General features: G+C 67.8%; 20 protein-coding genes and 1 riboswitch. Of the genes, 14 read left to right on the top strand and 6 right to left on the bottom strand.

The genetic code is table 11. The annotated features are described in order from the left end of the window. Window positions 1-4 precede the first annotated feature (4 nt). A complete protein-coding gene (locus KK131_RS07280; protein ID WP_214556000.1) occupies window positions 5-403 on the bottom strand; it encodes a DUF4156 domain-containing protein in 399 nt (132 codons plus the stop codon). 142 nt (window positions 404-545) lie between these two features. Then, a complete protein-coding gene (locus KK131_RS07285) occupies window positions 546-3401 on the bottom strand; it encodes a pitrilysin family protein (RefSeq protein ID WP_214556001.1) in 2856 nt (951 codons plus the stop codon). Window positions 3402-3673: 272 nt separating this feature from the next. Here KK131_RS07285 and KK131_RS07290 point away from each other — a divergent pair, with 272 nt between their 5' ends. From KK131_RS07290 to KK131_RS07340, 11 genes are all read left to right on the top strand, one after another. Continuing rightward, window positions 3674-3877 carry a hypothetical protein gene (locus tag KK131_RS07290; protein ID WP_214556002.1) on the top strand — a complete coding sequence of 68 codons (204 nt, stop codon included), beginning with the start codon at window positions 3674-3676 and terminating at the stop codon, window positions 3875-3877. A gap of 41 nt (window positions 3878-3918) precedes the next feature. After that, window positions 3919-4389 (top strand): tRNA (cytidine(34)-2'-O)-methyltransferase, encoded by a 471-nt coding sequence (locus tag KK131_RS07295; RefSeq protein ID WP_214556003.1) that lies wholly within the window; start codon window positions 3919-3921, stop codon window positions 4387-4389. 27 nt (window positions 4390-4416) lie between these two features. Continuing rightward, the gene (locus KK131_RS07300) at window positions 4417-5067 is read left to right on the top strand and encodes an SCP2 sterol-binding domain-containing protein (protein ID WP_214556004.1); all 651 of its coding nucleotides are present in this window, start codon (window positions 4417-4419) and stop codon (window positions 5065-5067) included. Then, complete coding sequence (gene ubiB, locus KK131_RS07305) at window positions 5064-6713, top strand: ubiquinone biosynthesis regulatory protein kinase UbiB (protein ID WP_214556005.1); 1650 nt, start codon at window positions 5064-5066, stop codon at window positions 6711-6713. Before KK131_RS07300 ends, ubiB begins: the two co-directional genes overlap by 4 nt. Before the next feature lie 42 nt (window positions 6714-6755). Next, window positions 6756-7469 carry a pseudouridine synthase gene (locus KK131_RS07310; protein ID WP_214556006.1) on the top strand — a complete coding sequence of 238 codons (714 nt, stop codon included), beginning with the start codon at window positions 6756-6758 and terminating at the stop codon, window positions 7467-7469. Between the two features lie 97 nt (window positions 7470-7566). Next, window positions 7567-7989 carry an alternative ribosome rescue aminoacyl-tRNA hydrolase ArfB gene (gene arfB, locus KK131_RS07315; protein ID WP_214556007.1) on the top strand — a complete coding sequence of 141 codons (423 nt, stop codon included), beginning with the start codon at window positions 7567-7569 and terminating at the stop codon, window positions 7987-7989. Then, on the top strand, window positions 7986-8582 hold the full coding sequence (locus KK131_RS07320) for a 1-acyl-sn-glycerol-3-phosphate acyltransferase (RefSeq protein ID WP_214556008.1): 597 nt from the start codon (window positions 7986-7988) through the stop codon (window positions 8580-8582). The genes arfB and KK131_RS07320 overlap by 4 nt, the downstream gene beginning before the upstream one ends. Window positions 8583-8917: 335 nt before the next feature. Continuing rightward, complete coding sequence (locus KK131_RS07325) at window positions 8918-9934, top strand: NAD-dependent epimerase/dehydratase family protein (RefSeq protein ID WP_214556009.1); 1017 nt, start codon at window positions 8918-8920, stop codon at window positions 9932-9934. Next, window positions 9900-11291, top strand: coding sequence for a glycosyltransferase (locus KK131_RS07330; protein WP_214556010.1), 1392 nt, complete (start codon window positions 9900-9902; stop codon window positions 11289-11291). Before KK131_RS07325 ends, KK131_RS07330 begins: the two co-directional genes overlap by 35 nt. Beyond that, window positions 11279-12766, top strand: a complete 1488-nt coding sequence (locus tag KK131_RS07335) for a hypothetical protein (protein WP_250887033.1) — start codon at window positions 11279-11281, stop codon at window positions 12764-12766. Before KK131_RS07330 ends, KK131_RS07335 begins: the two co-directional genes overlap by 13 nt. A 233-nt stretch (window positions 12767-12999) precedes the next feature. Then, entirely contained in the window at window positions 13000-13950 is a 951-nt protein-coding gene (locus tag KK131_RS07340) for a polysaccharide deacetylase family protein (RefSeq protein WP_250887084.1), read from the top strand. 65 nt (window positions 13951-14015) lie between these two features. Here the strand turns inward: KK131_RS07340 and KK131_RS07345 are convergent, their stop codons facing one another. Further along, the gene (locus tag KK131_RS07345; protein WP_214556011.1) at window positions 14016-15056 is read right to left on the bottom strand and encodes a LysR family transcriptional regulator; all 1041 of its coding nucleotides are present in this window, start codon (window positions 15054-15056) and stop codon (window positions 14016-14018) included. Between the two features lie 123 nt (window positions 15057-15179). Between KK131_RS07345 and aceB the strand changes: the two genes are divergently transcribed. Next, on the top strand, window positions 15180-16808 hold the full coding sequence (gene aceB / locus KK131_RS07350; RefSeq protein ID WP_214556012.1) for a malate synthase A: 1629 nt from the start codon (window positions 15180-15182) through the stop codon (window positions 16806-16808). Window positions 16809-16869: 61 nt separating this feature from the next. After that, complete coding sequence (aceA, locus tag KK131_RS07355) at window positions 16870-18165, top strand: isocitrate lyase (RefSeq protein WP_214556013.1); 1296 nt, start codon at window positions 16870-16872, stop codon at window positions 18163-18165. Between the two features lie 74 nt (window positions 18166-18239). Here the strand turns inward: aceA and KK131_RS07360 are convergent, their stop codons facing one another. The 3 genes from KK131_RS07360 to KK131_RS07370 form a co-directional block, all read right to left on the bottom strand. Beyond that, window positions 18240-20045 (bottom strand): sodium:proton antiporter, encoded by a 1806-nt coding sequence (locus KK131_RS07360; RefSeq protein WP_214556014.1) that lies wholly within the window; start codon window positions 20043-20045, stop codon window positions 18240-18242. A gap of 70 nt (window positions 20046-20115) precedes the next feature. Continuing rightward, the gene (locus KK131_RS07365) at window positions 20116-21609 is read right to left on the bottom strand and encodes a YifB family Mg chelatase-like AAA ATPase (protein ID WP_214556015.1); all 1494 of its coding nucleotides are present in this window, start codon (window positions 21607-21609) and stop codon (window positions 20116-20118) included. 149 nt (window positions 21610-21758) lie between these two features. Next, complete coding sequence (locus tag KK131_RS07370; protein ID WP_214556680.1) at window positions 21759-22019, bottom strand: accessory factor UbiK family protein; 261 nt, start codon at window positions 22017-22019, stop codon at window positions 21759-21761. 180 nt (window positions 22020-22199) lie between these two features. On the opposite strand from KK131_RS07370, the gene glnK reads away from it, so the two are divergent. Then, complete coding sequence (gene glnK, locus KK131_RS07375) at window positions 22200-22538, top strand: P-II family nitrogen regulator (protein WP_214556016.1); 339 nt, start codon at window positions 22200-22202, stop codon at window positions 22536-22538. 89 nt (window positions 22539-22627) lie between these two features. Further along, window positions 22628-22843, top strand: a riboswitch (cobalamin riboswitch). Window positions 22844-22877 lie beyond the last annotated feature (34 nt).

Raw genomic sequence — 22877 nt, forward strand, 5'->3', positions numbered from 1 at the left:
GGTGTCAGTGGCCCCGGATCGGGAACGTCTGCGCGTTGCCCGGCGCCGAACCGGCCGGCGCGGACGAGCGTGCCGATGGCACCGGGTTCGCGCCGCACTGATAGGCGCCCCACGGCTGCGAGCCGTCGGCCGGCTCGGCCAGCGGCTTGATGGTGTCGGCGTGCATCTTGGCGGCCTCGTTACGGGCCAGCACTTCCAGCTCGTCGCGCACCTTGATGTCGTTGCGGTCGACCGGACCGACGCGTTCCATCACGGAGACGGTGACCTTGCCCAGCTCGCGGCAGGCGGATACGTCGCCGCTCCACGCCGTGCGCACGCTTTTTGCCGCGTCGTCCAAGGTGATGCCCCAGCTGCAGGCACCGAGCAGGAGGACGGGGACGAGCAACAACAGTGTCTTGCGCATGGGTAGCTCCGCAGCGGTGTCTTGGACATGAAGGAGGCCGGGCCGTTGCCGGCCCGGCCTCCATCCTAACGCGAGGACGCCAGCGCGTCCTGCAACCGATCCATAACGTGCGGCGCCGTGGAAGCCGGCGCCGCACGCCGGCTCACTTCGCCGGCTTGCCGTCGGCGTCGAGTACCTGCACCTGGCCGAGGTTCAGCGCGCGGATCGGCGCCTCGATCTTCGCCAGGTCGCCGACGATCACCCAGGTCAGCTGGTCCGGGTGAATGATCTCCTTCGCCGCCGCCTCCACCGAAGCATCCGTCTGCGCCTCGATGCGCGACTTCAACGTTTGCACGTAGTCGTCCGGGCGCTTGTACAGCGCGATGCCCTGCAGCGCGCCCATCACCGCCGAGGTGGTCTGGTAGCCGCCCGGCATGCTGCGCACGTCGCCGACCTTGATCTTGTCGATCTCCTGCGCGGTCAGCGGCTGGTCGCCGATCACGCCCTTCGCCTCCTTCAGCATCTCGGCCACCGACGGCGCGGTCTTGTCGGTCTGCACCGGCGCGTACAGCATGAACGGGCGCTGGCCCTGCGCGTTCTGCAGGAAGCTGAAGGCGCCGTAGGCCCAGTGCTTGTCCTCGCGCAGGTTCATGTTGAGGCGCGAAGTGAAGGTGCCGCCGAACGCACCGTTCATGGTCTGGATTTCCAGATCGTTCGGCGCCTCGGTGGACGGCGCCAGGCTGCCGGCGAGGATCAGGCTCTGCTGGGCGCCGGGGCGGTCGACCAGGTACACGCGTACCTGCGATGGCGGCGCGACCTTGCCGATGTTCTTCGCCGGCACCTTGCCGGCCGGGGCCTTCCAGTTGCCGAACGCCGCGTTCAACTGCGGGATGATCTTGTCCAGCGTGGTGTCGCCGGCCACCAGGATCTGCATGTTGTCCGGGCGGATGAAGTCGCCCATGAACGCGCGCATGTCGGCGGCGCTCAGCGACTTGATCGACGCTTCGGTGCCCGAGCCGGTGAACGGGATCGCGTAGGCGTGGCCCTTGCCGTACAGCAGCGGCGGCAGGGTGCGCAGCGCGATGCCGGTGGGCTGGCTCTTTTCCTGGGCGATGCCGGCCAGCCACTGGCCGCGCAGGCGGCTGATGTCGGCCTCGCGGAACGCCGGGTTGCGCACGATGTCGGCGAACAGGTCGAGCGACGGCTTCAGCTGGTCGTCCAGCGCGTTGAGCGTGGCGTTGCAGTAGTCCAGCCCGCAGCCGCTGGCGATCATCGCGCCGAGACGCTGCTTGCGTTTGGCGATCTCGACCGAATCCAGGCTCTTGCTGCCCTCGTCCAGCATCGCCATGGTGAAGCTGGAGGTGCCCAGCTTGCGGCCCTGGTCCGCCGCGTAGCCGGCGTCGAACAGCAGCTGCAGCTGCACCGCCGGCACCGTGTGGCGCTCGGCCAAGATTACTTCGACGCCGTTGTCCAGCTTGCCGCGCTGCAGGGCGGGGAAGCTGAGGTCCGGGAACGTGCCGACCTCGGGCACGCCCTTGCTGCGGTCGACGTCGCTCGCCACCGTGCGGTAGTCGCCTTTCGCCGACAGCACCGGTGCCGGCGCACCGCTGGCCGCGGCGCGACCGGCGACATTCGCCATGTCGGTTGCCTCGACCTTGCCCGGCACCACGGTCAGCGTGTAGTCGCCCCTGGCGATCCACCGGTTCGCCACCGCGCTGACCTGCGCCGGCGTGGCCGCCATGTACTCCTTGAAGTCCTTCAGGTAGGCGCCCGGGTCGTTGCGGTACAGCTGGCCCTGGGCCAGGATCGTCGCCTGCGTGTTGACCCGCTCCAGCCCGCGCACGAACGAGGCGCGGGTTTCCGTCTTGACCCGCGCGAGCTCGTCGGCGGTCGGGCCGCCCTTCAGGAATTTCTGCCACTCGTCGGCGATCGCCGCCTCGACCTTGGCCGGGTCGGCGCCCTTCTTCACGTCCACCTGCAGATTGAACAGGCTGGCCAGCACGTGCTGCTCCACCTCGACCGAGACGTCGTCGGCCAGCTTGTCTCGGTAGACCAGCCGCTGGTACAGCCGCGAGGTCTTGCTGCCGCCCAGCACGGCGGCGGCCAGCTCCAGCAGGTTTTCGTCGGTGGTGCCGCGACCCGGCACATTCCATTCGCGATAGATGCGGGTCTGCGCCACGTTGTCGGTCATCGTGCCGCGCGTGGACTTGTCCCGCGCCGCGATCCACGGCTGCGGCCGCGGTACCTGCGGGCCGGCGGCGATGTCGCCGAAGTACTTCAGCATCTTTTCCTTCGCCAGCGCCGGCGTGATGTCGCCGGACAGCACCACCACCGTGTTGGCGGCGCCGTAGTAGCCGCGGAACCACTGCTTCACGTCAGCCAGCGAGGCGGCGTTCAAGTCGTCCATCGAGCCGATGGTGTCGTGGTGGTACGGATGGTTGGCCGGGAACGCCTCGGCCTGGATCAGCTCGCTGGCGCGGCCGTACGGCTGGTTCTCGCCCTGGCGCTTCTCGTTCTGCACCACGCCGCGCTGCTCGTCGAGCTGCGGCTGGCCGATCGCGCCGAGCAGGTGGCCCATGCGGTCCGATTCCATCCACAGCGCCATGTCCAGCGCGCTGGTCGGCACCGTCTCGAAATAGTTGGTGCGGTCGAGCCAGGTGGTGCCGTTCTGGTCGGTGGCGCCGGCCAGTTCGAACGGCTTGAAGAACTCGTCCTTGTGGTTTTCCGAGCCCTGGAACATCAGGTGCTCGAACAGGTGCGCGAAACCGGTCTTGCCCTTCGGCTCGTACGACGAGCCGACGTGGTACCACACGCTCACCGCCACCACCGGCGCCTTGTGATCCTCGTGCACCACCACGGTCAGGCCGTTCGGCAGGGTGAAGCGGGTGTAGGCGAGTTCGGGGATCTGTTGCGTTGCCGCGGTCGCGACAGCGGTGTCGGGGGTCGCCAGTGCCAGCGGCATGCCGCCGGTAAAGGTCAGCAGGCCGACGATGAGCAGGGCGAGCGGTTTCTTTGCCACGGTGAACCTCCTGTTTCACGGATGAGTCCCCGCAGGCTAGCGGCGCCACGCAGCCATCGCAAATGACTTGCGGCACGGTCGAGCCGACGCTGGCGGCGCGGTGTCCGGCTGTCCGATGGCGGGCGGACGGCTGTCCGCGGACAATCTTTCAGTCGCCGGATTCGCCGTCATGACTCAATAAAATCAACAACTTGTACATCACGCAGCGCTTGGCACGGGGATTGCTCTATCCGGGGTGCAGGGATTTCCACCCATTCATCGGAGACATGATCATGAAATTCGAGACCTTGATGTTGCGCGGCCTGTTCATCGCCTGCCTGGCGGTCTGCGGCCTGATTCTCGGCGCGATGGTGACGACTACGCCGGCCTCCGTGCAGCTCGCCGCCCACGGCAGCGTAAGCGCCATCCTGCTGGCCGCGCCGACCAGCTGCGCACTGCCCCCGGACGGTGTGGTCTGCCCGCAGCTCGGCGGCTGAGCATTCGACGCGGATCGGCGCGGACACGCGATAATGGCGGAATGCTGCATGTCATCCTGTTCCGTCCCGAGATCCCGCCGAACACCGGCAACGTGATTCGCCTGTGCGCGAACACCGGCACTGCGCTGCACCTGATCCGGCCGCTCGGCTTCCAGCTTGACGATGCCCGGCTGCGCCGTGCCGGACTGGATTACCACGAATACGCCAGCGTCGCCGTGTACGACGATCTGGCCAGTTGCCTCGGCGCGATCGGTACGCCGCGCGTGTTCGCCTTCACCACTCGCGGCCGGGTCGCCCATGTCGATGCCCGCTTTGCCGACGGCGACGCGCTGCTGTTCGGCTGCGAGACCGCCGGGTTGCCGGGCGACGTGCTGGAGTCGATTCCCGCCGACCAGCGCCTGCGCCTGCCGATGTGCCCGGACAGCCGCAGCCTGAACCTGTCGAACACCGTCGCCGTGGCCGTCTACGAAGCCTGGCGCCAGCTCGGCTTCGCCGGTGCCGCGAGCGTCTGAGCCCGGTCGGCGGGCTACAATCGGCGGATGAACGCCGCCACTCCCAACTCCTGGTTGCCGCAACCGCTGCGCAAGCTCGCCGGCCGCGCGCTGGAAACCGCGCTGAACCACACCTTGTCGCTGGACCCGGACACCCAGCAAAAGCTGGCCGCGTTGAACGGCCGCAGTGTGCAACTGCATCTGCGCGGGCCGGAGCTCGCGCTGGCCGTCACCGTGGACGAAAAACGCCTGAAAGTCGGGCCGCCGCAAGACGACAGCCAGCTGAAGGTGGCCGCCACGCCGGGTAGCCTGCTGGCGATGCTGTTCCGCCGCGACGACGACGGCATCGCGCCGGGCAAGGTGGAGATCGCCGGCGACGCCGAACTGGCACGCCGACTGGAAAAGCTGGCCGGCAAGTTCGCCCCGGATTTCGAGGAAGCGTTCGCGCGCAGCTTCGGCGACGTGCTCGGCGTGCCGCTGGCCAAGGCCGTGCGCACGGGCCTCGCGCACGCCCGCGACACCGCCGGCCACCTCACCGAAGACACGGCCGACTGGTTGCGCGACGAGGCGCGCGTGGCCATGGCGCCAGGTGAAGTGGAAGGCTTCCTCGACGGCGTGGACGACGTGCGCGAACGCAGCGAGCGGCTGGAATCGCGTGTGCAGCGGCTCGTGCAGCGCCTGCAGGGCAACGCTGCGTGACGCCGCTGAAGGTGGTGCCGCGCCTGCTGCGGGTCGCCTCGGTGCTGCTGGCGTACCGGCTCGACGAACTGGTCGACGCCGCCCATCTGTACCGCCCGCTGAAGCTGCTGCGGCCGCTGGTGGCGCGCCCGCGCATCGACATCCGCGGCCTGCCGCGCGGCGCCCGCCTGCGCCATGCGCTGACCGAACTCGGTCCGATCTTCGTCAAGGCCGGCCAGGTGCTGTCGACCCGCCGCGACCTGGTGCCGGCCGACATCGCCGACGAACTGGCCCTGCTGCAGGACCAGGTCGCGCCGTTCCCCGGCAGCGCGGCGCGCGCGATCGTCGAGCAGGAACTGAAATCGCCGATTGGCCGTCTATGCGCCCAATTCGACGAAACGCCGCTGGCTTCCGCCTCGATCGCCCAGGTGCACGCCGCCACCCTGCACGACGGCCGCGAAGTGGTGGTGAAGGTGCTGCGCCCCGGCATCGACGCGCAGATCGCCCGCGACGTGAAGCTGCTGCGCTCGCTCGGCGAGCTGGCCCAGCGCTGGCACCCGAACGCCGACAAGATCCGCCCGCTGGATGTGGTGGCCGAAGTCGAGAAGATGCTGGAGAACGAGTTGGACCTGCAGCGCGAAGGCGCCAGCGCCAGCCTGCTCAAGCGCAACTTCGACAGTGGCGTGGACCTCTACGTGCCGGCCGTGCATTGGGAGCTGACCAGCGCACGCGTGCTGACGCTGGAGCGCGTGCACGGCATCAGCAGCGACGACATCGCCGCGATCGACGCCGCCGGGCTCGACCGCAAGGCACTCGCCGCCAAGGGCGTGCGGGTGTTCTACGAACAGGTGTTCCGCGACAACTTCTTCCACGCCGACGCCCACCCCGGCAACATCTGGGTCGACCCCACGCACACCGGCGAGCCGCGCTTCATCGCGCTGGACTTCGGCATCATGGGTTCGCTGCCCGAGGCCGACCAGTACTGGCTGGCGCAGAATTTCATCGCGCTGTTCGAGCGCGACTACGCGCGCATCGCGCAACTGCACGTGGCCGCCGGCTGGATGCCCGCCGACGTGCGCCTGGACGAGCTGGAAGCGGCGGTGCGCACGGTGTGCGAGCCGTACTTCACCCGCCCGCTGTCGCAGATCTCGCTGGCCGAGCTGGTGGTGAAGCTGTTCCAGACCGCGCGCCGCTTCGAGCTGACCCTGCAGCCGCAGCTGATCCTGCTGCAGAAGACCCTGCTCAACATCGAAGGCGTCGGCCGCATGCTCGATCCGGAGATCGACATCTGGGCGGTGGCGCACCCGGTGCTGAAACGCATCCTGCGCGAACGCTACAGCCCGCTGCGCACCCTGCGCGAGGTGCGCAAACGGCTGCCGGAATGGCTGCACGAGGCACCGCAGTTCCCCGAGCTGGTGCGCGATGCCTTGCGCCAGATCGGCCGCGGCGAGCAGCGCGCGCTGAGCGACCCGGCGGCGCTCAAGCTGCTGCGCGAGAACGCCCAGCGCCAGCACAAGCTGCTTGCCTGCGGCCTGCTCGGCGGCGCACTGTTGATCGGCGCGGCCCTGCTGTGGACATCGGCGCCGCAACACGGCATCTGGCCGCCGCTGTGCGCCGGCATCGCCGGGCTGCTGGCATTCGCGATCGGCTGGCCGCGCTCACGCTGACCTGCAGGAGCGCACGAGGTGCGCCCCTGCACAGACCAGACCATGATCGATATCCTCTACCAGGACGACGCGCTGATCGCGGTGAACAAGCCCGCCGGCCTCGCCGTGCATCGTTCGAAGATGGTGGGCAACGCCGAGGAATTCCTGATCGACCTGTTGCGCGAGCAGGTCGGCGACAGCGCGTACCTGGCGCACCGGCTCGATCGCGCCACCAGCGGCGTGCTGCTGATCGCGCGCAGCAAAGAGGTCGCCGCCGCGCTGGGCGAGCAGTTCATGGGCCGCGCGGTACACAAGCAGTACCTGGTGGTGGTGCGCGGCTGGCCGGAACCGGCCGAAGGCGTGGTCGACTACCCGCTGCCCGGCTCGCGCGAAACCGGCCCGCGCCGCGAGGCGCGCACGCACTACCGGCGGCTGGCCACGGTCGAGGTGCCGATCGCGCTGGGCCGCTATCCGCAGCAGCGTTACGCGCTGCTGCTGGCCGAGCCGGAAAGCGGCCGCTTCCGCCAGATCCGCAAGCACCTGGCGCACATCCATCACCCGGTGGTTGGCGATTGCCAGCACGGCCGCGGCGACCACAACCGGCTGTACAAGCAGCATTTCGGCTGCCACCGGATGCTGCTGCATGCGTGGCGGTTGCGCTTCGCACACCCGGTCACGGGTGCCGCGATGGAGATCGAGGCACCGCTGGACGATGCGTATGCCGGACTACTTCGACGCTTCGGCTGGGCATTGCCAGGAGTGAGTGAAGAGGGATGAGAAGCGAGAGAAACCAGGGTCCGGACGCACGGCCGTTTTCCTCCCGCTTCCCAATCCTCGCTTCACCTACTCACTTCCGGCCCTCTACACTCCCCGCATGCTGACCATCAGCCGCACCCTCTCCCTGCCCGAGTCCGAACTGATCGAGCGCTTCCTGCGCGCGGACGGCCCCGGCGGGCAGCACGTGAACCGCACCGAGAGCGCGGTGGAGCTGCGTTTCGACGTGATCAACTCGCCCTCGCTGCCGGAGGAAATCCGCGCGCGCCTGCTGGCGCGGCGTGATCGCCGGCTCACCGCCGAGGGCGTGCTGGTGATCCAGGGGCGCCGCTTCCGCGACCAGGCGCGCAACCGCGACGACGTGCGCGAGCGGCTGGCCGAGATCATCCGCGGCGTGCTGGTGCCGCCGAAGAAACGTGTCGCCACCAAACCCACCCGCGCTTCGAAGGAACGTCGGCTGGTCGGCAAGCAGCAGCGCGGCCGGATCAAGCAGACCCGTTCGCGCAAACCGGAACTCGAATGAACGGCCACCTCCTGACTCCCGCCCAACTGCCGCCGCGGATGCCGCAACTGCGCGACGGATGGCAACGCCGCACCTGCCGCGCCGTGCTGCGCATGGCCGGCTGGAGCCTGGTCGGCGCATTTCCCGATGCGCCGAAACTGGTGCTCATCGCCGCCCCGCACTCGTCCTGGTGGGACGGCGTGTGGGGCCTGCTGATCAAGGTGGCGATCGGTGCCGACGTGAACTTCATGGGCAAGCAGGAGCTGTTTTTCTGGCCGCTCGGCGGCCTGCTGCGCCGGCTTGGCGGCATGCCGATCGACCGCGGCGCCGCCAAGGGCGTGGTCGAGCAGATGATCGACCAGTTCCGCCAGCGCGACCGGCTGTGGCTGGGCATCGCGCCGGAAGGCACGCGCAAGCCGGTGAAGCGCTGGAAGAGCGGCTTCTGGCGCATCGCCCACGACGCCGGCGTGCCGATCTTCCCGGTCGCGTTCCACTACCCCGACAAGACCATCCGGCTCGGCCCGCTGTTCGACACCAGCACCGACATGGATGCGGACCTCGTCCGCCTGCGCGCGTTCTACGCGCCGTTCAAGGGCAAGCGCCGCAACGTCTGATCCACTCCCGGGCTTTCCCAGCCCAGCCTCGCACCCATCATCGGCCACTCGCAAACCGGGGTACGGATTGAACCGGTCGCTAGGCCGAGTCCCCATCGCACCGCCGGGCCGTATCCGCGGCGACGTTCTTTGTCCTTTCCTGACCTGCTCGGGCCATCCCGTCCGCCCCTTCCTGCAACGGCGGGGCAACGCGCCCGATGAAAATCGCCGCTAGCACGGATTTTTCCTCAGTGGCACGGCCCGTGCTTGCCAATACGTACTGGAAATGTGATACACATCACATTATGGATTGCGCCTCGTAATTGGGCGCAGGCATGCACTGGGGGAATCCGAACATGCACGTGTTGATCACGGGCGGGGCCGGTTTTATCGGCTCCCATCTGGTAGCGCTGCACCTCGCGCAAGGGCACAAGGTCCACGTGGTGGACGACTTGTCGACCGGCTTGCGCGCCAACCTGGCGCCTTTCGAGGCGTCGCCGAACTTCCGCTTCGACGAGGCGGACATGCTCACCTGGCCGCTGCTGCAGCAGGCCGCCGCCTGGGCAGACCGCGTCTATCATCTCGCCGCCGTGGTCGGCGTGTACCGCGTGATCGCCGAGCCGACGCGCGTGCTCGCCACCAACATCGCCGCCTGCGAACGGTTGTTCCGCACCATCGCCGCCAGCGGCTGGCAACCGCAGGTGGTGGTGGCCTCCAGCTCCGAGGTCTACGGCCACCGCCATGCGGAACTGCTGACCGAGGACATGGACCTCAGCGTGTCCACCCGCGCCGGCACACGCTGGAACTATTCGGTCAGCAAGATCGCCGACGAGGCACTGGCCCTGTCCTACTCGCAGAAGTTCGGCATCCCGGTGGTGGTGGCGCGCTTCTTCAACACCATCGGGCCGCGCCAGACCGGACGCTACGGCATGGTCGTGCCGCGTTTCGTGGAGCAGGCGGTACGCGGCGAGCCGATCACGGTGTACGGCGACGGCGAACAGACCCGTTCGTTCTGCGACGCGCGCGACAACGTGCGCGCGCTCGACCTGCTTGCTTCGCGCGAAGGCGGCGACGCGCTGGTGGCGAACGTCGGCAACGACCGCGAAATCAGCATGAACGCACTGGCCGAGCTGATCCGCGAGCGCGCCGACAGCGACTCGCCGATCAGCCATGTGCCGTACCTGCAGGCCTACGGCGAGGATTTCGAAGACATCCAGCGGCGCCGGCCGGACCTGACCCGGTTGCGCACGCTGACCGATTTCCAGCACCGCTACGCGCTGGAAGACACGCTCGACGAGCTCATCCGCGAACGACGCATCGCCCTCACAGGGACAGAACATGGCCACCGCCCCCTGGTTTGTCATCAGTCCTAACGCGCTGCTCAGCGTCATCGGATTGCTGCGCGGTCCGGACCGGACCGTACCGACGCCCACCCACGACTGGCGCACGGCCGTGGTGGACGTGGTCATCCCGGCCTACCGCGAGGCGGAGAACATCACCCACTGCCTGGTGTCGGTGGCGCGGCAGACGCTCAAGCCGCGCAACATCATCGTGGTCGACGACGGCAGCACGGATGCCACGGCCAGCTGCGCCGAGCAGGTGGCGCGGCGGCTGGGGCTCGATGTCCAGGTGATCCGGCGCCAGTCGTCGATCGGCAAGACGCCCACGATCAAGCGCCAGGCGCGCGAATTCGACGCGGACGTGGAGTTCATCCTCGACGGCGACACCTTCCTGGAGTCGCCCGACTACATCGCCCGCTGCGTCGAGGAACTCTACAAGGGCGTCGGTATCGCCTCGGTCTGCGGCCGCGTGCTGCCGATGCGCCTGGTGGACCGCCGCACCCTGGCCGCGACGCCGGAATACGCCGCGGTGCTGGCCGGTGCGCCGTTCGTCGACCCCAAGGCCGCGCGCAGCCGGCTGCAGCTGATGTGGTGGGGTCTGACCAACATCTACCGCGATTGCCTGTACCGCTTCCTGCAGGGCTTCGTGTTCTACGGCCAGGTGGTCTTCTTCGGCGGCATCACCAACCCGGTGGGTTGCGCCGTGGCTTACCGCCGCGAATACGTCAAGGACCTGTTCGACCGCTACGAGCCGCAGTTCGGCGACAACCTGACCAACTCCGAAGACATCTTCATCGGCTTCGCCCTGATCAATCAGGGCTACCGCAACGCCCAGCTGCTGGACGTGACGGCGCGCTCGGAAGAGCCGCTGGCCACGCGACTGCCGCGCCAGATCTCGTTGTGGTCCTCGTCCTTCCTGCAGAGTTGCTACTACTTCGACGCGCTGGTGCGCAGCCCGTTCAAGGCGTTCGCGCGGATGCGCCGGCGCTGGCACGAGAAACGCGGCGAGCACGGCAAGCACATCCAGGAACTGCGCAAGATCCAGGAGCCGTACCGGCAGGCGTTCGGCGAGGAAGTCACGAAACGCTACGGGCGTCCGCTGGGCTGGATCATCTTCATGTCCGCGTTCGAGAAGATCGGCTTCCCCACCGCGCTGATCGTGATGGCCCTGCTGCGCTGGTGGGAACCGCTGCTGATCACCCTGCTGGCGGAGTCGGCGCTGTCGCTGATCGTGCTGACGGTGATCTCCCGAGGCGAGCGCTGGAAGGTTCTGGGCAAGGGCCTGCTAGTGACGCCGCTGCGCTACTTCCTGATGCTGACCGAGATCCGCACGATCGGCCAGTTCGCCATCGACCTGTGGATTACGGGGAACCGCAAATGGCGCAAATGACCTCCTGCCGTCGGACATCGACCCGCGCTGCGGCGCTGGGTCGAGCCAGCCTGCTCGCCTGCGCGCTCGCTTGCGCCCTGTCCCTGAAGCCGGCTTTCGCGCAGAACGCCGTCGCCTACCAGCCGGCGCTGGACGCTGCCTGGGCCGGGCGCACCAGCGAGGCGCTGCGCCTGATCGACGCCTATCTCGCCAAGCACCCGGACGACCATGCCGCGCGGCTCGATCGGGCGCGTTTCCTCGCCTGGCTCGGCGACTACGCGAAGGCGGACGACGCGCTGGCCGGGTTCGGCGCTGATGACAAAGAAGCCGCCGCGGTGCATGCACGGGTGCTGGCCTGGGCCGAACGCCGCGATGCCGCGCTGGCGCTCAACACGCCGTTGTACGCGGCCGACCCGGGCGACTACGACAATGCCTGGACCCAGGCGCTGATCCTGCGGCAGGGAGAATGGCCGTACCAGGCCTTGCCGGCGCTGGCCACCGTGCAGGCGGTCAAGCCGGACAGCAAGGACACCATCGACCTCGCCAAGGCGGTGCGCCTGCCGCTGTTCTCCTCGATCGGCCTGACACCTTCGCTGTACAGCGATTCGGATGACATCGAAATCCGCAGCATCGCCGCCGATGCCAACCTGTGGCTGTCGGATCGCTGGCGGTTGCTGGCCGGCGTCACGCGACGCGAGCATTCGGCCACCTTCGGCGGACCGTTCGCGCCGCTGCTCGGCGACAACCACGTCGACGAGGATCGCGTTGGCGCAGGGCTGCGCTTCGCACCGTCGCCCGACACCGCGCTGGAACTGTGGGTGGGCAATTCGCGGATCGACAACGGTATCGGCAGCGACAACAAAACGATCGGCCACCTGCAGCTCTCGCAACGCGCCAGCGACGCCTTCCTCTATGCACTCACCCTCGACCGCGACCGCGTCGATCAATCGCCGCGCGCGCTGGCGGTGATGCGCCATGGCCTCGCCGCCGACCTGCGCTGGACGCCGACGCTGCGCGACCGCTTCGATGCGCGCATCGCCAACGACGATTTCGACGACGACAACCGCCGCACCTCGGTGCTGGCCAGCTATGCCCGTGCCGTGTACCGCGGCGGGCGAGTGATGTTCGACCTCGGCCTGCAGGTTGAGGGTCAGCACAACACCCGCAACACCGACAATGGCTACTACAGCCCCGACCGCTACCGACGCTATGCCGTCGCGGCTTCCAGCTACATCTCGCTGGGCCAGGAAGCCGGGTTGTACCTGTCGGCCGCGCTCGGCCAGCAGAGGGACGAGACTTTCGACAACTGGAAACGCGCCACCGACATCAACGCCGAGCTGACCCTCGGCATCTTCAGCCATTGGCAGTTGGTCGGCCATGCCGGCTACAGCCAGCGCCTGAACCAGTTCGGCCGCTACGAGGGCGCCACCGTCGGGCTGAAACTGCGTTACCGCTTCTGCGAGTTCCGCGCCGGCCGCTGCCCATCAGTGCGTTGAGCGGCCCGATGAAACCCGCGCCGGCGGTGACAGGCGTGTCCTTCCATAAATCTTCCATCGCGATATCGCGGCGCTGCCGCTACTTGGTCGCGGCACTGGTTCGCACGCAGCCCTATTGCCGCGCATGGACCGGCTCAAGCACGCATCTGGCACCGTATCGGGGGGGGGAGAACATGAAGGGATTGCTGCACCTTGCCTGCATCGCGCTCGTGTGCCTGTTGCCGGCCGCGCCCATGGCGGCGCAGACAGCAACCGCAACTGCATCCCTTGACCGGCGCATCGCGATCACCTTCGACGACCTGCCCTGGGCCAGCCTCGATCCGAACACGCCGCTGCCCGCGCAGGGCACGGTGCCGCCACGCATCGCGGCCGAGTCCGCGCGCCTGTTGCAGGCAATCGAGGGCGCGGGGACGCCTGCTATCGGTTTCGTCAACTCCGCGCGCCTACTGGTCGGCGGCCAGCCGCAACCGGACCGCACGGCGATGCTCGACGCCTGGCTCGATGCCGGACTGGAACTGGGCAACCACACCGCCACCCACGCCGACCTGCACGCCGTCGGCGTACAGGCCTACGAGAACGACATCCTCGCCTGCGACCGTGTGCTGCGGCCGCTGCTGGCCAAGCACGGCCATGAACCGCAATGGTTCCGCCATCCTTACCTGCGCACCGGGCGCACGCTGGAAGACAAGGCGGCGATGGATGTCTTCCTCGCTGCGCACGGTTACCGCATCGCGCCGGTCACGGTCACCGACTCCGACTGGATCTGGGCCGCCGCCTACGCCAAGGCGCTGGACAGCGGCGATGCCGCCACCCAGGCGAAGCTGCGCGCACAGTACGTACCCTACCTGCTGCGCATGGTGAACTACTTCGAGCACCGCTCGATCAAGCTGCTTGGCTATGCGTTGCCGCAGGTGATGCTGTTGCACGCTAATGCGCTCAATGCCGATACCTACCCCGATTTCGTCGCCAGATTGCATGCACGCGGCTACCGATTCGTCGGCATCGACGAGGCCATGCGCGATCCCGCCTATCGGCGCGCGGACGAATTCACCAGCGCGCTCGGCACCAGTTGGATCCATCGCTGGGCGATAGCCGCAGGCAGGTCGTGGAAGTTCTACGGCGGCGAGCCGACTTCACCGAAATGGGTGATCGATCTGGCCGGCGTGCCCACGGACTCGGAGTAACACCCGCTTGCGGGCGGTGACGTGGTGCTGTGGCCAGCCGCGATGCGATGGCCCTGCGATACTGCTCAGCGCGCCGAATGGCCCGACTCGTCGTAGTCGCGATGGGTCAGCAGGCCCGGGCGGATCAGGTCGATGAACGCGCGCGCCTCGGCGCTGAGGAACTTGCCCTTGCGCATCACCACGCCGTAGCTGCGCTGCGGGAAAAACTGCTTCATGTTGCGCACGGCCAGGCGGCCGTGGTCGGCCGCGCTGATGCAGATGCCGGTGACGATCGAGATGCCCATGCCCATCGCCACGTACTCCTTGATCACGTCCCAGCCGCCGACCTCGATCGCCACGTGGTACGGCACCTGCTGCTGCTGGAACACCAGGTCGACCAGCCGGTAAGTGGACAGCCGTTGCGGCGGCAGGATCAGCCCGTAGGGCGAAATATCCTCCAGCGTGATTTTTTCCTTCGCGGCCAGCGGATGATCCGGCGGCATGATCAGCATCGGGTCGTAGTGGTGCACCGGCGCCCACGCGATGTCGTTCGGCACGTCGAGCATCGAGCCGACCGCGAAGTCGGCATCGTCGGCACGCAGCAGGGCCAGGCCGTCCTTGCCGGTGACGTTGGCCAGCTGCAGCTGCACCGCGGGGAAGCGCTCGCGATAGCGGCGCACCAGCTCGGGCAGCAGGTACTGGATGGTCGAGGTGCCGGCGGCGATGGTGAGCCGGCCGGCCTGCAAGCCCTTTACCTTCGCCTGGAAGTCGCGATCCAGCGTGTCCCAGCCCTCGACCAGCGGCCGCGCCAGTTCGTACAGCGCCTCACCCGCATCGGTGAGGTTGATGCGGCGCCGGCGCCGCTCGAGCAGGCTCACTCCCAGTTCCCGCTCCAGCGCCTGCAGCTGCAGGCTGATCGTGGGCTGCGACAGGTACAGCGCCTCGGCGGCGCGGGTCAGGGTGCCCAGCTTCACCACGCTGACAAACGCGCGCAGCTGCTTGTGGCGGTTGCCTTTGTAGTAGAAACGGCCGCCCGCCTCGTCGGCATGCTCGCCAACGACACGCTTTTTTGTTGCGTTGCGGCGCGACTTTTTCGGCTTGTTCAGCGTGTTGCCAGGCCTTTTCATCGAATTTATTCAGTCAGTTGGAATAGACATTGGCTTTGCTCATAATAATGATTAAAACATTCACTTTGTCAAATACATGATTTCTCCCTAGCTTCGAGTCATCCACGACACGGAGCGACCCCCATGGCAGTACCGCAGGAACGACTCGATACCGGCACCGTCGAGATCCATGCCGACCACGCCGGTTACGAAAGCATCCTGACCCCCGCGGCGCTGGGTTTCTTGGCCCAGCTGCACCGCCGCTTCGACGCCGCCCGGCAGCGCCTGCTGCAAGCCCGGCGCGAGCGCCAGGCGGGTTACGACGCCGGCGGCCTGCCGGATTTCCGCGCCGACACGCGGGCGATCCGCGAGTCCGAGTGGAGCGTGGCGCCGATCCCGGCCGCACTGCAGGACCGCCGCGTCGAGATCACCGGGCCGGTCGAACGCAAGATGATCATCAACGCGCTGAACTCCGGCGCAAAGGTGTTCATGGCCGACTTCGAGGATTCCTCGGCGCCCACCTTCGCCAACCAGCTCGACGGCCAGATCAACCTGCGCGACGCGGTGAACGGCACCATCGCGTTCACCTCGCCCGAAGGCCGGGAGTACCGCGTCAACGACAAGCCGGCGGTGCTGGTGGTGCGCCCGCGCGGCTGGCACCTGCACGACAAGTTCTTCAGCGTGGATGGCGAGCCGATGGCCGGTGCGCTGGTCGACTTCGGCCTGTTCGTGTTCCACAACGCGCGCGCGCTGCACAGCCGCGACCGCGGCCCGTACTTCTACCTGCCGAAACTCGAAGCCATGGAGGAAGCCGCGTTGTGGGACGCGGTGATGGCCGCGGCGGAGGACGAGCTGCAGCTGCCGGTCGGCACGATGAAGGCCACCGTGCTGATCGAGACGCTGCCGGCGGCGTTCCAGATGCACGAGATCCTGCACGCGCTGCGCCGCCGCGCGGTCGGCCTCAACTGCGGCCGCTGGGACTACATCTTCTCGTACCTGAAAACCCTGCGCGGGCATCGCGACCGCCTGCTGCCGGAGCGCGGCCAGGTGCAGATGACCGCGCCGTTCCTGAAGGCGTATTCCGAGCTGCTGATCCAGACCTGCCATCGCCGCGGCGCGTTCGCGATGGGCGGCATGGCCGCGCAGATCCCGATCAAGGGCAACGACGCGGCGAACGAGGCGGCGCTGGCCAAGGTGCGCGCCGACAAGCTGCGCGAGGTGCAGGCCGGCCACGACGGCACCTGGGTCGCGCACCCGGCGCTGGTGCCGGTGGCGCAGGACATCTTCGACCAGTACATGCCGGCGCCGAACCAGTTGCGTGTGCTGCGCAAGGACGTGCAGGTGACCCGCGAACAATTGCTCGCCGCGCCGAACGGCACGATTAGCCGCGCCGGTTTCGACAACAACGTCGAGGTCTGCCTGCGCTACACCGCGGCCTGGCTGGACGGCCTCGGCTGCGTGCCGATCCACCACCTGATGGAAGACGCCGCCACCGCCGAAATCGCGCGCGCGCAGTTGTGGCAGTGGCTGCACCATGCCGACGTTCCGGCCGGCGGGGCGCCGGCCGGGGGCCACCTCGAATTCCCCGACCACGCACCGATCGACTTCGCGCTGTTCGACCACGCGGTGGCCACGCACACCCATCGCCTGCGCGACAGCCGTCACCCCGGCGCCACCCGTGCCGATGCCGCAGCAGCGCTGCTCACGGCGATGACCCACGCCGATCAACTCAGCGACTTCCTCACCCTGCCCGCCTACGACCAGCTCGCCTGATCCATTCGAGCTTGCCCCATTCAAGCCTGATCCACCCGAACCTTCGCCACGGAGTCACGCCATGAAGACCACCCTGCCCACCGCCGAACAGATCACCCTGGACTGGAACAACAACCCGCGCTGGACCGGCGTGCAGCGCAACTACACCTCCGAGGACGTGGTGCGCCTGCGCGGCACCGTCGCGGTCGAGCACTCGCTGGCCCGTCGTGGCGCCGAGCGGTTGTGGAAGTCGCTGCACCAGGAGGACTTCGTCAATGCGCTGGGCGCGCTCACCGGCAACCAGGCGATGCAGCAGGTCAAGGCCGGCCTGCAGGCGATCTACCTGAGCGGCTGGCAGGTCGCGGCTGACGCCAACGTGGCCGGCGAGATGTACCCCGACCAGTCGCTGTACCCGGCCAACTCGGTGCCGCTGGTGGTCAAGCGCATCAACAACACCCTGCTGCGCGCCGACCAGTTGCACCACGCCGAGGGCAAGGACGACTGCGACTGGCTGGTGCCGATCGTGGCTGACGCCGAGGCCGGTTTCGGCGGCGTGCTGAACGCGTTCGAGCTGATGAAGGCGATGATCGAGGCCGGCGCCGCCGGCGTGCACTTCGAGGATCAGCTGGCCTCGGTGAAGAAGTGCGGCCACATGGGCGGCAAGGTGCTGGTGCCGACCCGCGAGGCGGTCGACAAGTTGAATGCCGCGCGCCTGGCCGCCGACGTCGCCGGCGTGCCGACCCTGCTGGTGGCGCGCACCGACGCCGACGCCGCCGACCTGCTCACGTCCGACATCGACGCGAACGACAAGCCCTTCATCACCGGCGAGCGCACCGTCGAAGGCTTCTTCCGCGTCAAGCCCGGCCTGGACCAGGCGATCAGTCGCGGCCTCGCCTACGCGCCATACGCCGACCTGATCTGGTGCGAAACCAGCAAGCCGAACCTGGACGACGCGCGCCGCTTCGCCGAGGCGATCCACGCGAAATTCCCCGGCAAGATGCTGGCCTACAACTGCTCGCCCAGCTTCAACTGGAAGAAGAACCTGGACGACGCCACCATCGCCAACTTCCAGAAGGAGCTTGGCGCAATGGGCTACAAGTTCCAGTTCATCACCCTGGCCGGCTTCCACAGCCTCAACTACGGCATGTTCGACCTGGCGCACGGCTACGCGCGCCGCCAGATGAGCGCGTTCGTCGACCTGCAGGAAAAGGAATTCGCCGCCGCCGAGCGCGGCTTCACCGCGGTGAAGCACCAGCGCGAAGTGGGCACCGGCTACTTCGACCAGGTGACCCAGGCGATCCAGCAGGGCCAGTCCTCGACCACCGCGCTGAAAGGCTCGACCGAGGAAGCGCAGTTCGCCCGCCACGCCGCCGCGTGATGGAGAGGAGCGAGTGCAGGAACGAGAAGTGAGAATCGAGTGGGGTTTCGCACGCTTGTGCTTTTACTCTTTTCTCACTCCTCTCCACTCACCACTGCCTTCAACGGCGGTACCAGCGCGATCACCGTCCAGCCCGGCCTCGGCTCCAGCTCGCGCTTGGCCGAGGCCACCCGCAACGCGCCCTTCTCCTCCACGCCGAACATCAGCACGCTGTTCGAGCCGTATTGCTCGATGAAGTGCGGCCAGTCGAAGGTGCTGCTGAGCCGGGTCGTCTTTATCCGCCAACCGTCGCGCATCATCTCGGCGAAGCGGCCGTGGGTCATTTCCTCGTCGAACAGCGGCGGTGCCAGCAGGCTGCCGGCCAGTGCCGCGCGGTCGGTGTTTTCCTGCGGGGTCAGGTTGCGCAGCCGATACACTTTCTCGCGCCCGAACTCCTGCCGGTAATGCACGCAGGCCAGCGAGTTGCGCTCGCGATGGGTGGAGACCGCCAGCAGCCGGCCGATGCCGGTGAGGTCGAGGTGGCGTTCGGCATGTGGCGAGGCCGGGTTGCCGAAGAACGTGGCAAGCCCGTCCATGCGCGCCTGGCGGATGCCGTCCCAGTCATCGTCGGCCAGCACCACGCGGAAGCCGGCCTCGTCCAGCGCCTTGCCGATCGCACGGGCGACCTGATCGGAACCGAAGATCAGCACGCCGCGCGGCTCCGGCTCGGCCACCTTCAGCCAGATCGCCAGCGGCCGCGCGGTGGCGCTCTGCAGGATCACCGTGCCGATGATCAGGGTGAACACCAGCGGCACCAGCGCCTCCGCACCAGCCACGCCGAGCTGGTCCAGGCGCAGCGCGAACAGCGCCGACACCGACGCCGCCACGATGCCGCGCGGCGCCACCCAGCCGATCAGCGTACGCTCGCGCCAATTCAAGCCGCTGCCGAAACTCGAGATCGCCACGGTCAGCGGCCGCACCACCAGCTGCGCGATCACGAACAGGGCGATGCCCGCGCCGAGCATGCCGTCCGGCAGCGGCCAGTGCAGCCGCGCCGCCAGCAGGATGAACAGCAGCGACACCAGCACCGTGGTGAGGCTTTCCTTGAAGTCGAGGATGTCGTCGATGTGCACGCCGCGCAGGTTGCCCAGCGCGATGCCCATGATCGTCACCGCCAGCAGCCCCGACTCGTGGGTGATCGTGTTGGAAACGCTGAAGGCGAGCAGCACCGCGGCCAGTACGGCGTAGTTCTGCAGGTACTCGGGGATCATCTGGCGGCGCAGGAAGAACGCCATCAGCCAGGCGGACAACGCCCCGATCACCGCCCCGCAGCCGATCGTCGCCACGAAGATGCCGATGGTGTGGCCCTCCTGGCGCGACACGATCGCCTCGTAGATCAGCACCGCAAACAGCGCACCCAGCGGATCGATCACGATGCCTTCCCAGCGCAGCGTGTTGGCGATGCGCGCGTTCGGGCGCAGGGTGCGCAGCATCGGCGCGATCACCGTCGGCCCGGTCACGCAGGCCAGCGCGCCGAACAGCAGCGCGATCGGCCAGGCCAGGCCGGCGACGAGATGCGCAGCCAGCGCCAGCAGCAGCAACGAGGCCACCGCGCCATAACTGACCAGCCCGCGCACCGCCTTGCCGATCCCCGGCAACTCGTGGAAACGCAGGGTCAGGCTGCCCTCGAACAGGATCAGCGCCACCGCCAGCGACACGGTCGGAAACAGCAGCTCGCCGAGCAGCTTGTCCGGATCGAGTACACCGCTGACCGGGCCCAGCACGATACCCGCCAGCAGCAGGAACAGGATCGCCGGCAGCTTGACCCGCCACGCCAGCCATTGCGCCAGGAAGCCGATCATCAGCATGCCGGCGAGCATCAGGCCCAGCTCGATAGTCATCGCAGTCCTTGGAAGATCGGGCCGCCATCGAAACACGCACCGGCAGAGACGTCCAGCGGGCAGGCGAAACTCAGAAACGACGGTACTGCAGCGCCTCGGCCAGGTGCTCGCGCTCCAGCAGCGCGGCGCCGCCGTCGAGGTCGGCGATCGTGCGGGCCACCCGCAGCACGCGATGGTAGGCGCGTGCGGAAAGGCCCAGCCGCTCCAGTGCACTCTCGAACCAGCGCCGCTCGGCAGGACCCAGTGCGCAGTCACGCTCCAGCTCGCGCGTGCTGATCTCGGCATTCGGTCGCCCCGCCCGCATCAGCGATTGCCGGCGCGCCTTGAGTACGCGCGCACGCACCGTGGCGGAATCCTCGTCGCGCTCATTGCGCGACGTGCCCAGCTCCGCCAGCGGCACCGGCGGCACTTCCACGCACAGGTCGATGCGATCGAGCAGCGGCCCGGAGATGCGTGCGCGGTAGCGCTGGATCTGATCCGGCGTGCACTGGCAACGCGGGTCGCCGGCGTAGCCGCAGGGACAGGGATTCATTGCCGCGACCAGTTGGAACTGGGCGGGAAAGGTCGACTGCCGCGCCGCCCGCGAAATCATGATGTGGCCCGATTCCATCGGCTCACGCAGCACTTCCAGCACGTGCCGGCTGAACTCGGGCAGCTCGTCCAGGAACAGCACGCCGTTGTGCGCCAGCGAGATCTCGCCCGGGCGCGGATACGAACCGCCGCCGACCAGCGCCACCGCCGACGCGGTGTGGTGCGGCGCGCGAAAGGGACGCCGGCGCCAGCGCGCCAGGTCGGTCACCTGCCCGGCCACCGACAGCACGGCGCAGGTTTCCAGCGCCTCCGATTCCGACAGCGGCGGCAGGATGCCAGGCAGGCGCTCGGCCAGCATGGTCTTGCCGGTGCCCGGCGGACCCACCAGCAAGAGGTGATGGCCGCCGACGGCGGTGATCTCCAGCGCGCGCCGCGCCTGCAGCTGGCCGCGTACGTCGGCCAGGTCCGGCCCGTCGTCGGCGCCGCCGTTGCTGGGAATGCCGACCGGCATCGACAGCTCGTGCGCACCGCGCAACCAGCCGCATACCTCGGCCAGGGTATCGGCCACGCGCACGTCCACGTCCGGCACCAGCGCCGCTTCGGCGGCGTTCTCGAGCGGCACCACCACGCGGCGCCCGCGCGCACGCGCACGCAGCAGCGCCGGCAGCACGCCGGAGACGCTGCGCAGCGAGCCGGTCAGCGCCAGCTCGCCGAGGAACTCGCAGTCATCCAGTTTCTCGCGCGGCACCTGGCCGCTGGCGGCGAGGATGCCCAGCGCGATCGGCAGGTCGAAACGGCCACCGTCTTTGGGCAATTCGGCCGGCGCCAGGTTCACGGTGACGCGGCGACCGGGATATTCGAAGGCGGTGTTCTGGATCGCCACGCGCACGCGATCGCGCGCCTCGCGCACCGCCGCCTCGGGCAGGCCGACGATATTGGTGCACGGCAAGCCGCCGGAAAGGTGTACCTCGACCATCACCTGCGGTGCGGCGATCCCTTCCTGGGCGCGGCTGAGGGTGACGGCAAGACTCATGCGGCCGCTGATCGCCGACGCATGGAGGATGGGTCGCTGACAGAAACGATCATCAAGCGACTCCATCCAGCAGTGCTAATAAATAACCGCCTCCGATCGTTCTCGGGGTGAGGGTGACGGATCGGAGGCGGCTCCCGGGAGGTGGTTTGTCACTGACCCGCGCGGGCAGCCACCGTGGCCTCCAGTTCGGCCACGCGTCGCTCCAATTCGTCGACCTTGGCGCGGGTACGCGCCAGTACCTGGGACTGGACTTCGAATTCTTCGCGGGTGACCAGGTCGAGGCGGCGCAGTCCCTGCACCAGAACGTCCTGGAAGTTGGTTCGCAAATCCTGATGCGCCTGTGCCACCCCTGGCGGTACCAACGACACAAGTCGCAGGGCAATCTTGTCGATATCCTGCCTATCCATCATGGATAGCGCCTCGAGCTCGTCGAGGTAAATACTAGGTGAAGGGAAATCGGGCGCGCCATCGGTATGCTCCGTCAAAAACTGTAGGGATTGTCCTACACGTGCCGTTCTCAGTGCGACAATGCCCCGCCGGACAGGCAAAATGCACCTTCGGCATAACCGATGCCTTTCAAGGAACCACCCATGAAGCTGGTCGTGGCGATCATCAAGCCATTCAAGCTGGACGACGTGCGTGAAACGCTGGCCGAAGTCGGCGTACAGGGCATTACGGTCACCGAAGTGAAGGGTTTCGGCCGCCAGAAAGGCCATACCGAGCTGTATCGCGGTGCCGAATACGTGGTCGACTTCCTGCCCAAGATCAAGCTGGAAGTGGCAGTGGCCGACGATCAGCTCGACCGCGTGCTGGAAGCGATCCAGTCTTCCGCCCGCACCGGCAAGATCGGCGACGGCAAGATCTTCGTCAGCACGCTGGAACAGGTGATCCGCATCCGCACCGGCGAGCTGGATCTCGACGCGTTGTAATTTTGCGGCAGCCCGCGCCGGCACTCGCCATAAGCGGCTTCCACTCCGACTTATACACAACTTGTTGGGTTGACCCTTCCCAGGTCACCCGATATGTTGTGCGCGTCGGTGCCCGACCAGATGCGACATCGGTCGGGCTTAAAAGGGAATCCGGTGTGAATCCGGAACTGCCCCGCAGCGGTAAAGCGGAAACGAAAGCACCCACATGCACTGGCCCTCGGCGGCTGGGAAGCGGGAGCAAGTAGGCGGATCGCTTTGATCCATGTCCGCAAGTCCGAAGACCTGCCGGCACACCGGGACGAACGTGTCCCGGTGCGTAGTGACGGCTTCCGCGGGGAA

The organism is Rhodanobacter sp. LX-99, assembly GCF_018599185.1.
GTDB lineage: Bacteria > Pseudomonadota > Gammaproteobacteria > Xanthomonadales > Rhodanobacteraceae > Rhodanobacter.

What these genes read in the sequence shown, in the direction of transcription:
- aceA (WP_214556013.1), top strand. Translation starts at nt 16,870, where the DNA reads ATGAAGACCACCCTGCCCACCGCCGAACAGATCACCCTGGACTGGAAC.
- aceB (WP_214556012.1), top strand. Translation starts at nt 15,180, where the DNA reads ATGGCAGTACCGCAGGAACGACTCGATACCGGCACCGTCGAGATCCAT.
- KK131_RS07280 (WP_214556000.1), bottom strand. Translation starts at nt 403, where the DNA reads ATGCGCAAGACACTGTTGTTGCTCGTCCCCGTCCTCCTGCTCGGTGCC.
- KK131_RS07310 (WP_214556006.1), top strand. Translation starts at nt 6,756, where the DNA reads ATGATCGATATCCTCTACCAGGACGACGCGCTGATCGCGGTGAACAAG.
- KK131_RS07365 (WP_214556015.1), bottom strand. Translation starts at nt 21,609, where the DNA reads ATGAGTCTTGCCGTCACCCTCAGCCGCGCCCAGGAAGGGATCGCCGCA.
- KK131_RS07295 (WP_214556003.1), top strand. Translation starts at nt 3,919, where the DNA reads ATGCTGCATGTCATCCTGTTCCGTCCCGAGATCCCGCCGAACACCGGC.
- KK131_RS07370 (WP_214556680.1), bottom strand. Translation starts at nt 22,019, where the DNA reads ATGATGGATAGGCAGGATATCGACAAGATTGCCCTGCGACTTGTGTCG.
- KK131_RS07330 (WP_214556010.1), top strand. Translation starts at nt 9,900, where the DNA reads ATGGCCACCGCCCCCTGGTTTGTCATCAGTCCTAACGCGCTGCTCAGC.
- KK131_RS07335 (WP_250887033.1), top strand. Translation starts at nt 11,279, where the DNA reads ATGGCGCAAATGACCTCCTGCCGTCGGACATCGACCCGCGCTGCGGCG.
- KK131_RS07345 (WP_214556011.1), bottom strand. Translation starts at nt 15,056, where the DNA reads ATGAAAAGGCCTGGCAACACGCTGAACAAGCCGAAAAAGTCGCGCCGC.
- KK131_RS07360 (WP_214556014.1), bottom strand. Translation starts at nt 20,045, where the DNA reads ATGACTATCGAGCTGGGCCTGATGCTCGCCGGCATGCTGATGATCGGC.
- KK131_RS07320 (WP_214556008.1), top strand. Translation starts at nt 7,986, where the DNA reads ATGAACGGCCACCTCCTGACTCCCGCCCAACTGCCGCCGCGGATGCCG.
- arfB (WP_214556007.1), top strand. Translation starts at nt 7,567, where the DNA reads ATGCTGACCATCAGCCGCACCCTCTCCCTGCCCGAGTCCGAACTGATC.
- glnK (WP_214556016.1), top strand. Translation starts at nt 22,200, where the DNA reads ATGAAGCTGGTCGTGGCGATCATCAAGCCATTCAAGCTGGACGACGTG.
- KK131_RS07340 (WP_250887084.1), top strand. Translation starts at nt 13,000, where the DNA reads ATGGCGGCGCAGACAGCAACCGCAACTGCATCCCTTGACCGGCGCATC.
- KK131_RS07290 (WP_214556002.1), top strand. Translation starts at nt 3,674, where the DNA reads ATGAAATTCGAGACCTTGATGTTGCGCGGCCTGTTCATCGCCTGCCTG.
- KK131_RS07325 (WP_214556009.1), top strand. Translation starts at nt 8,918, where the DNA reads ATGCACGTGTTGATCACGGGCGGGGCCGGTTTTATCGGCTCCCATCTG.
- KK131_RS07300 (WP_214556004.1), top strand. Translation starts at nt 4,417, where the DNA reads ATGAACGCCGCCACTCCCAACTCCTGGTTGCCGCAACCGCTGCGCAAG.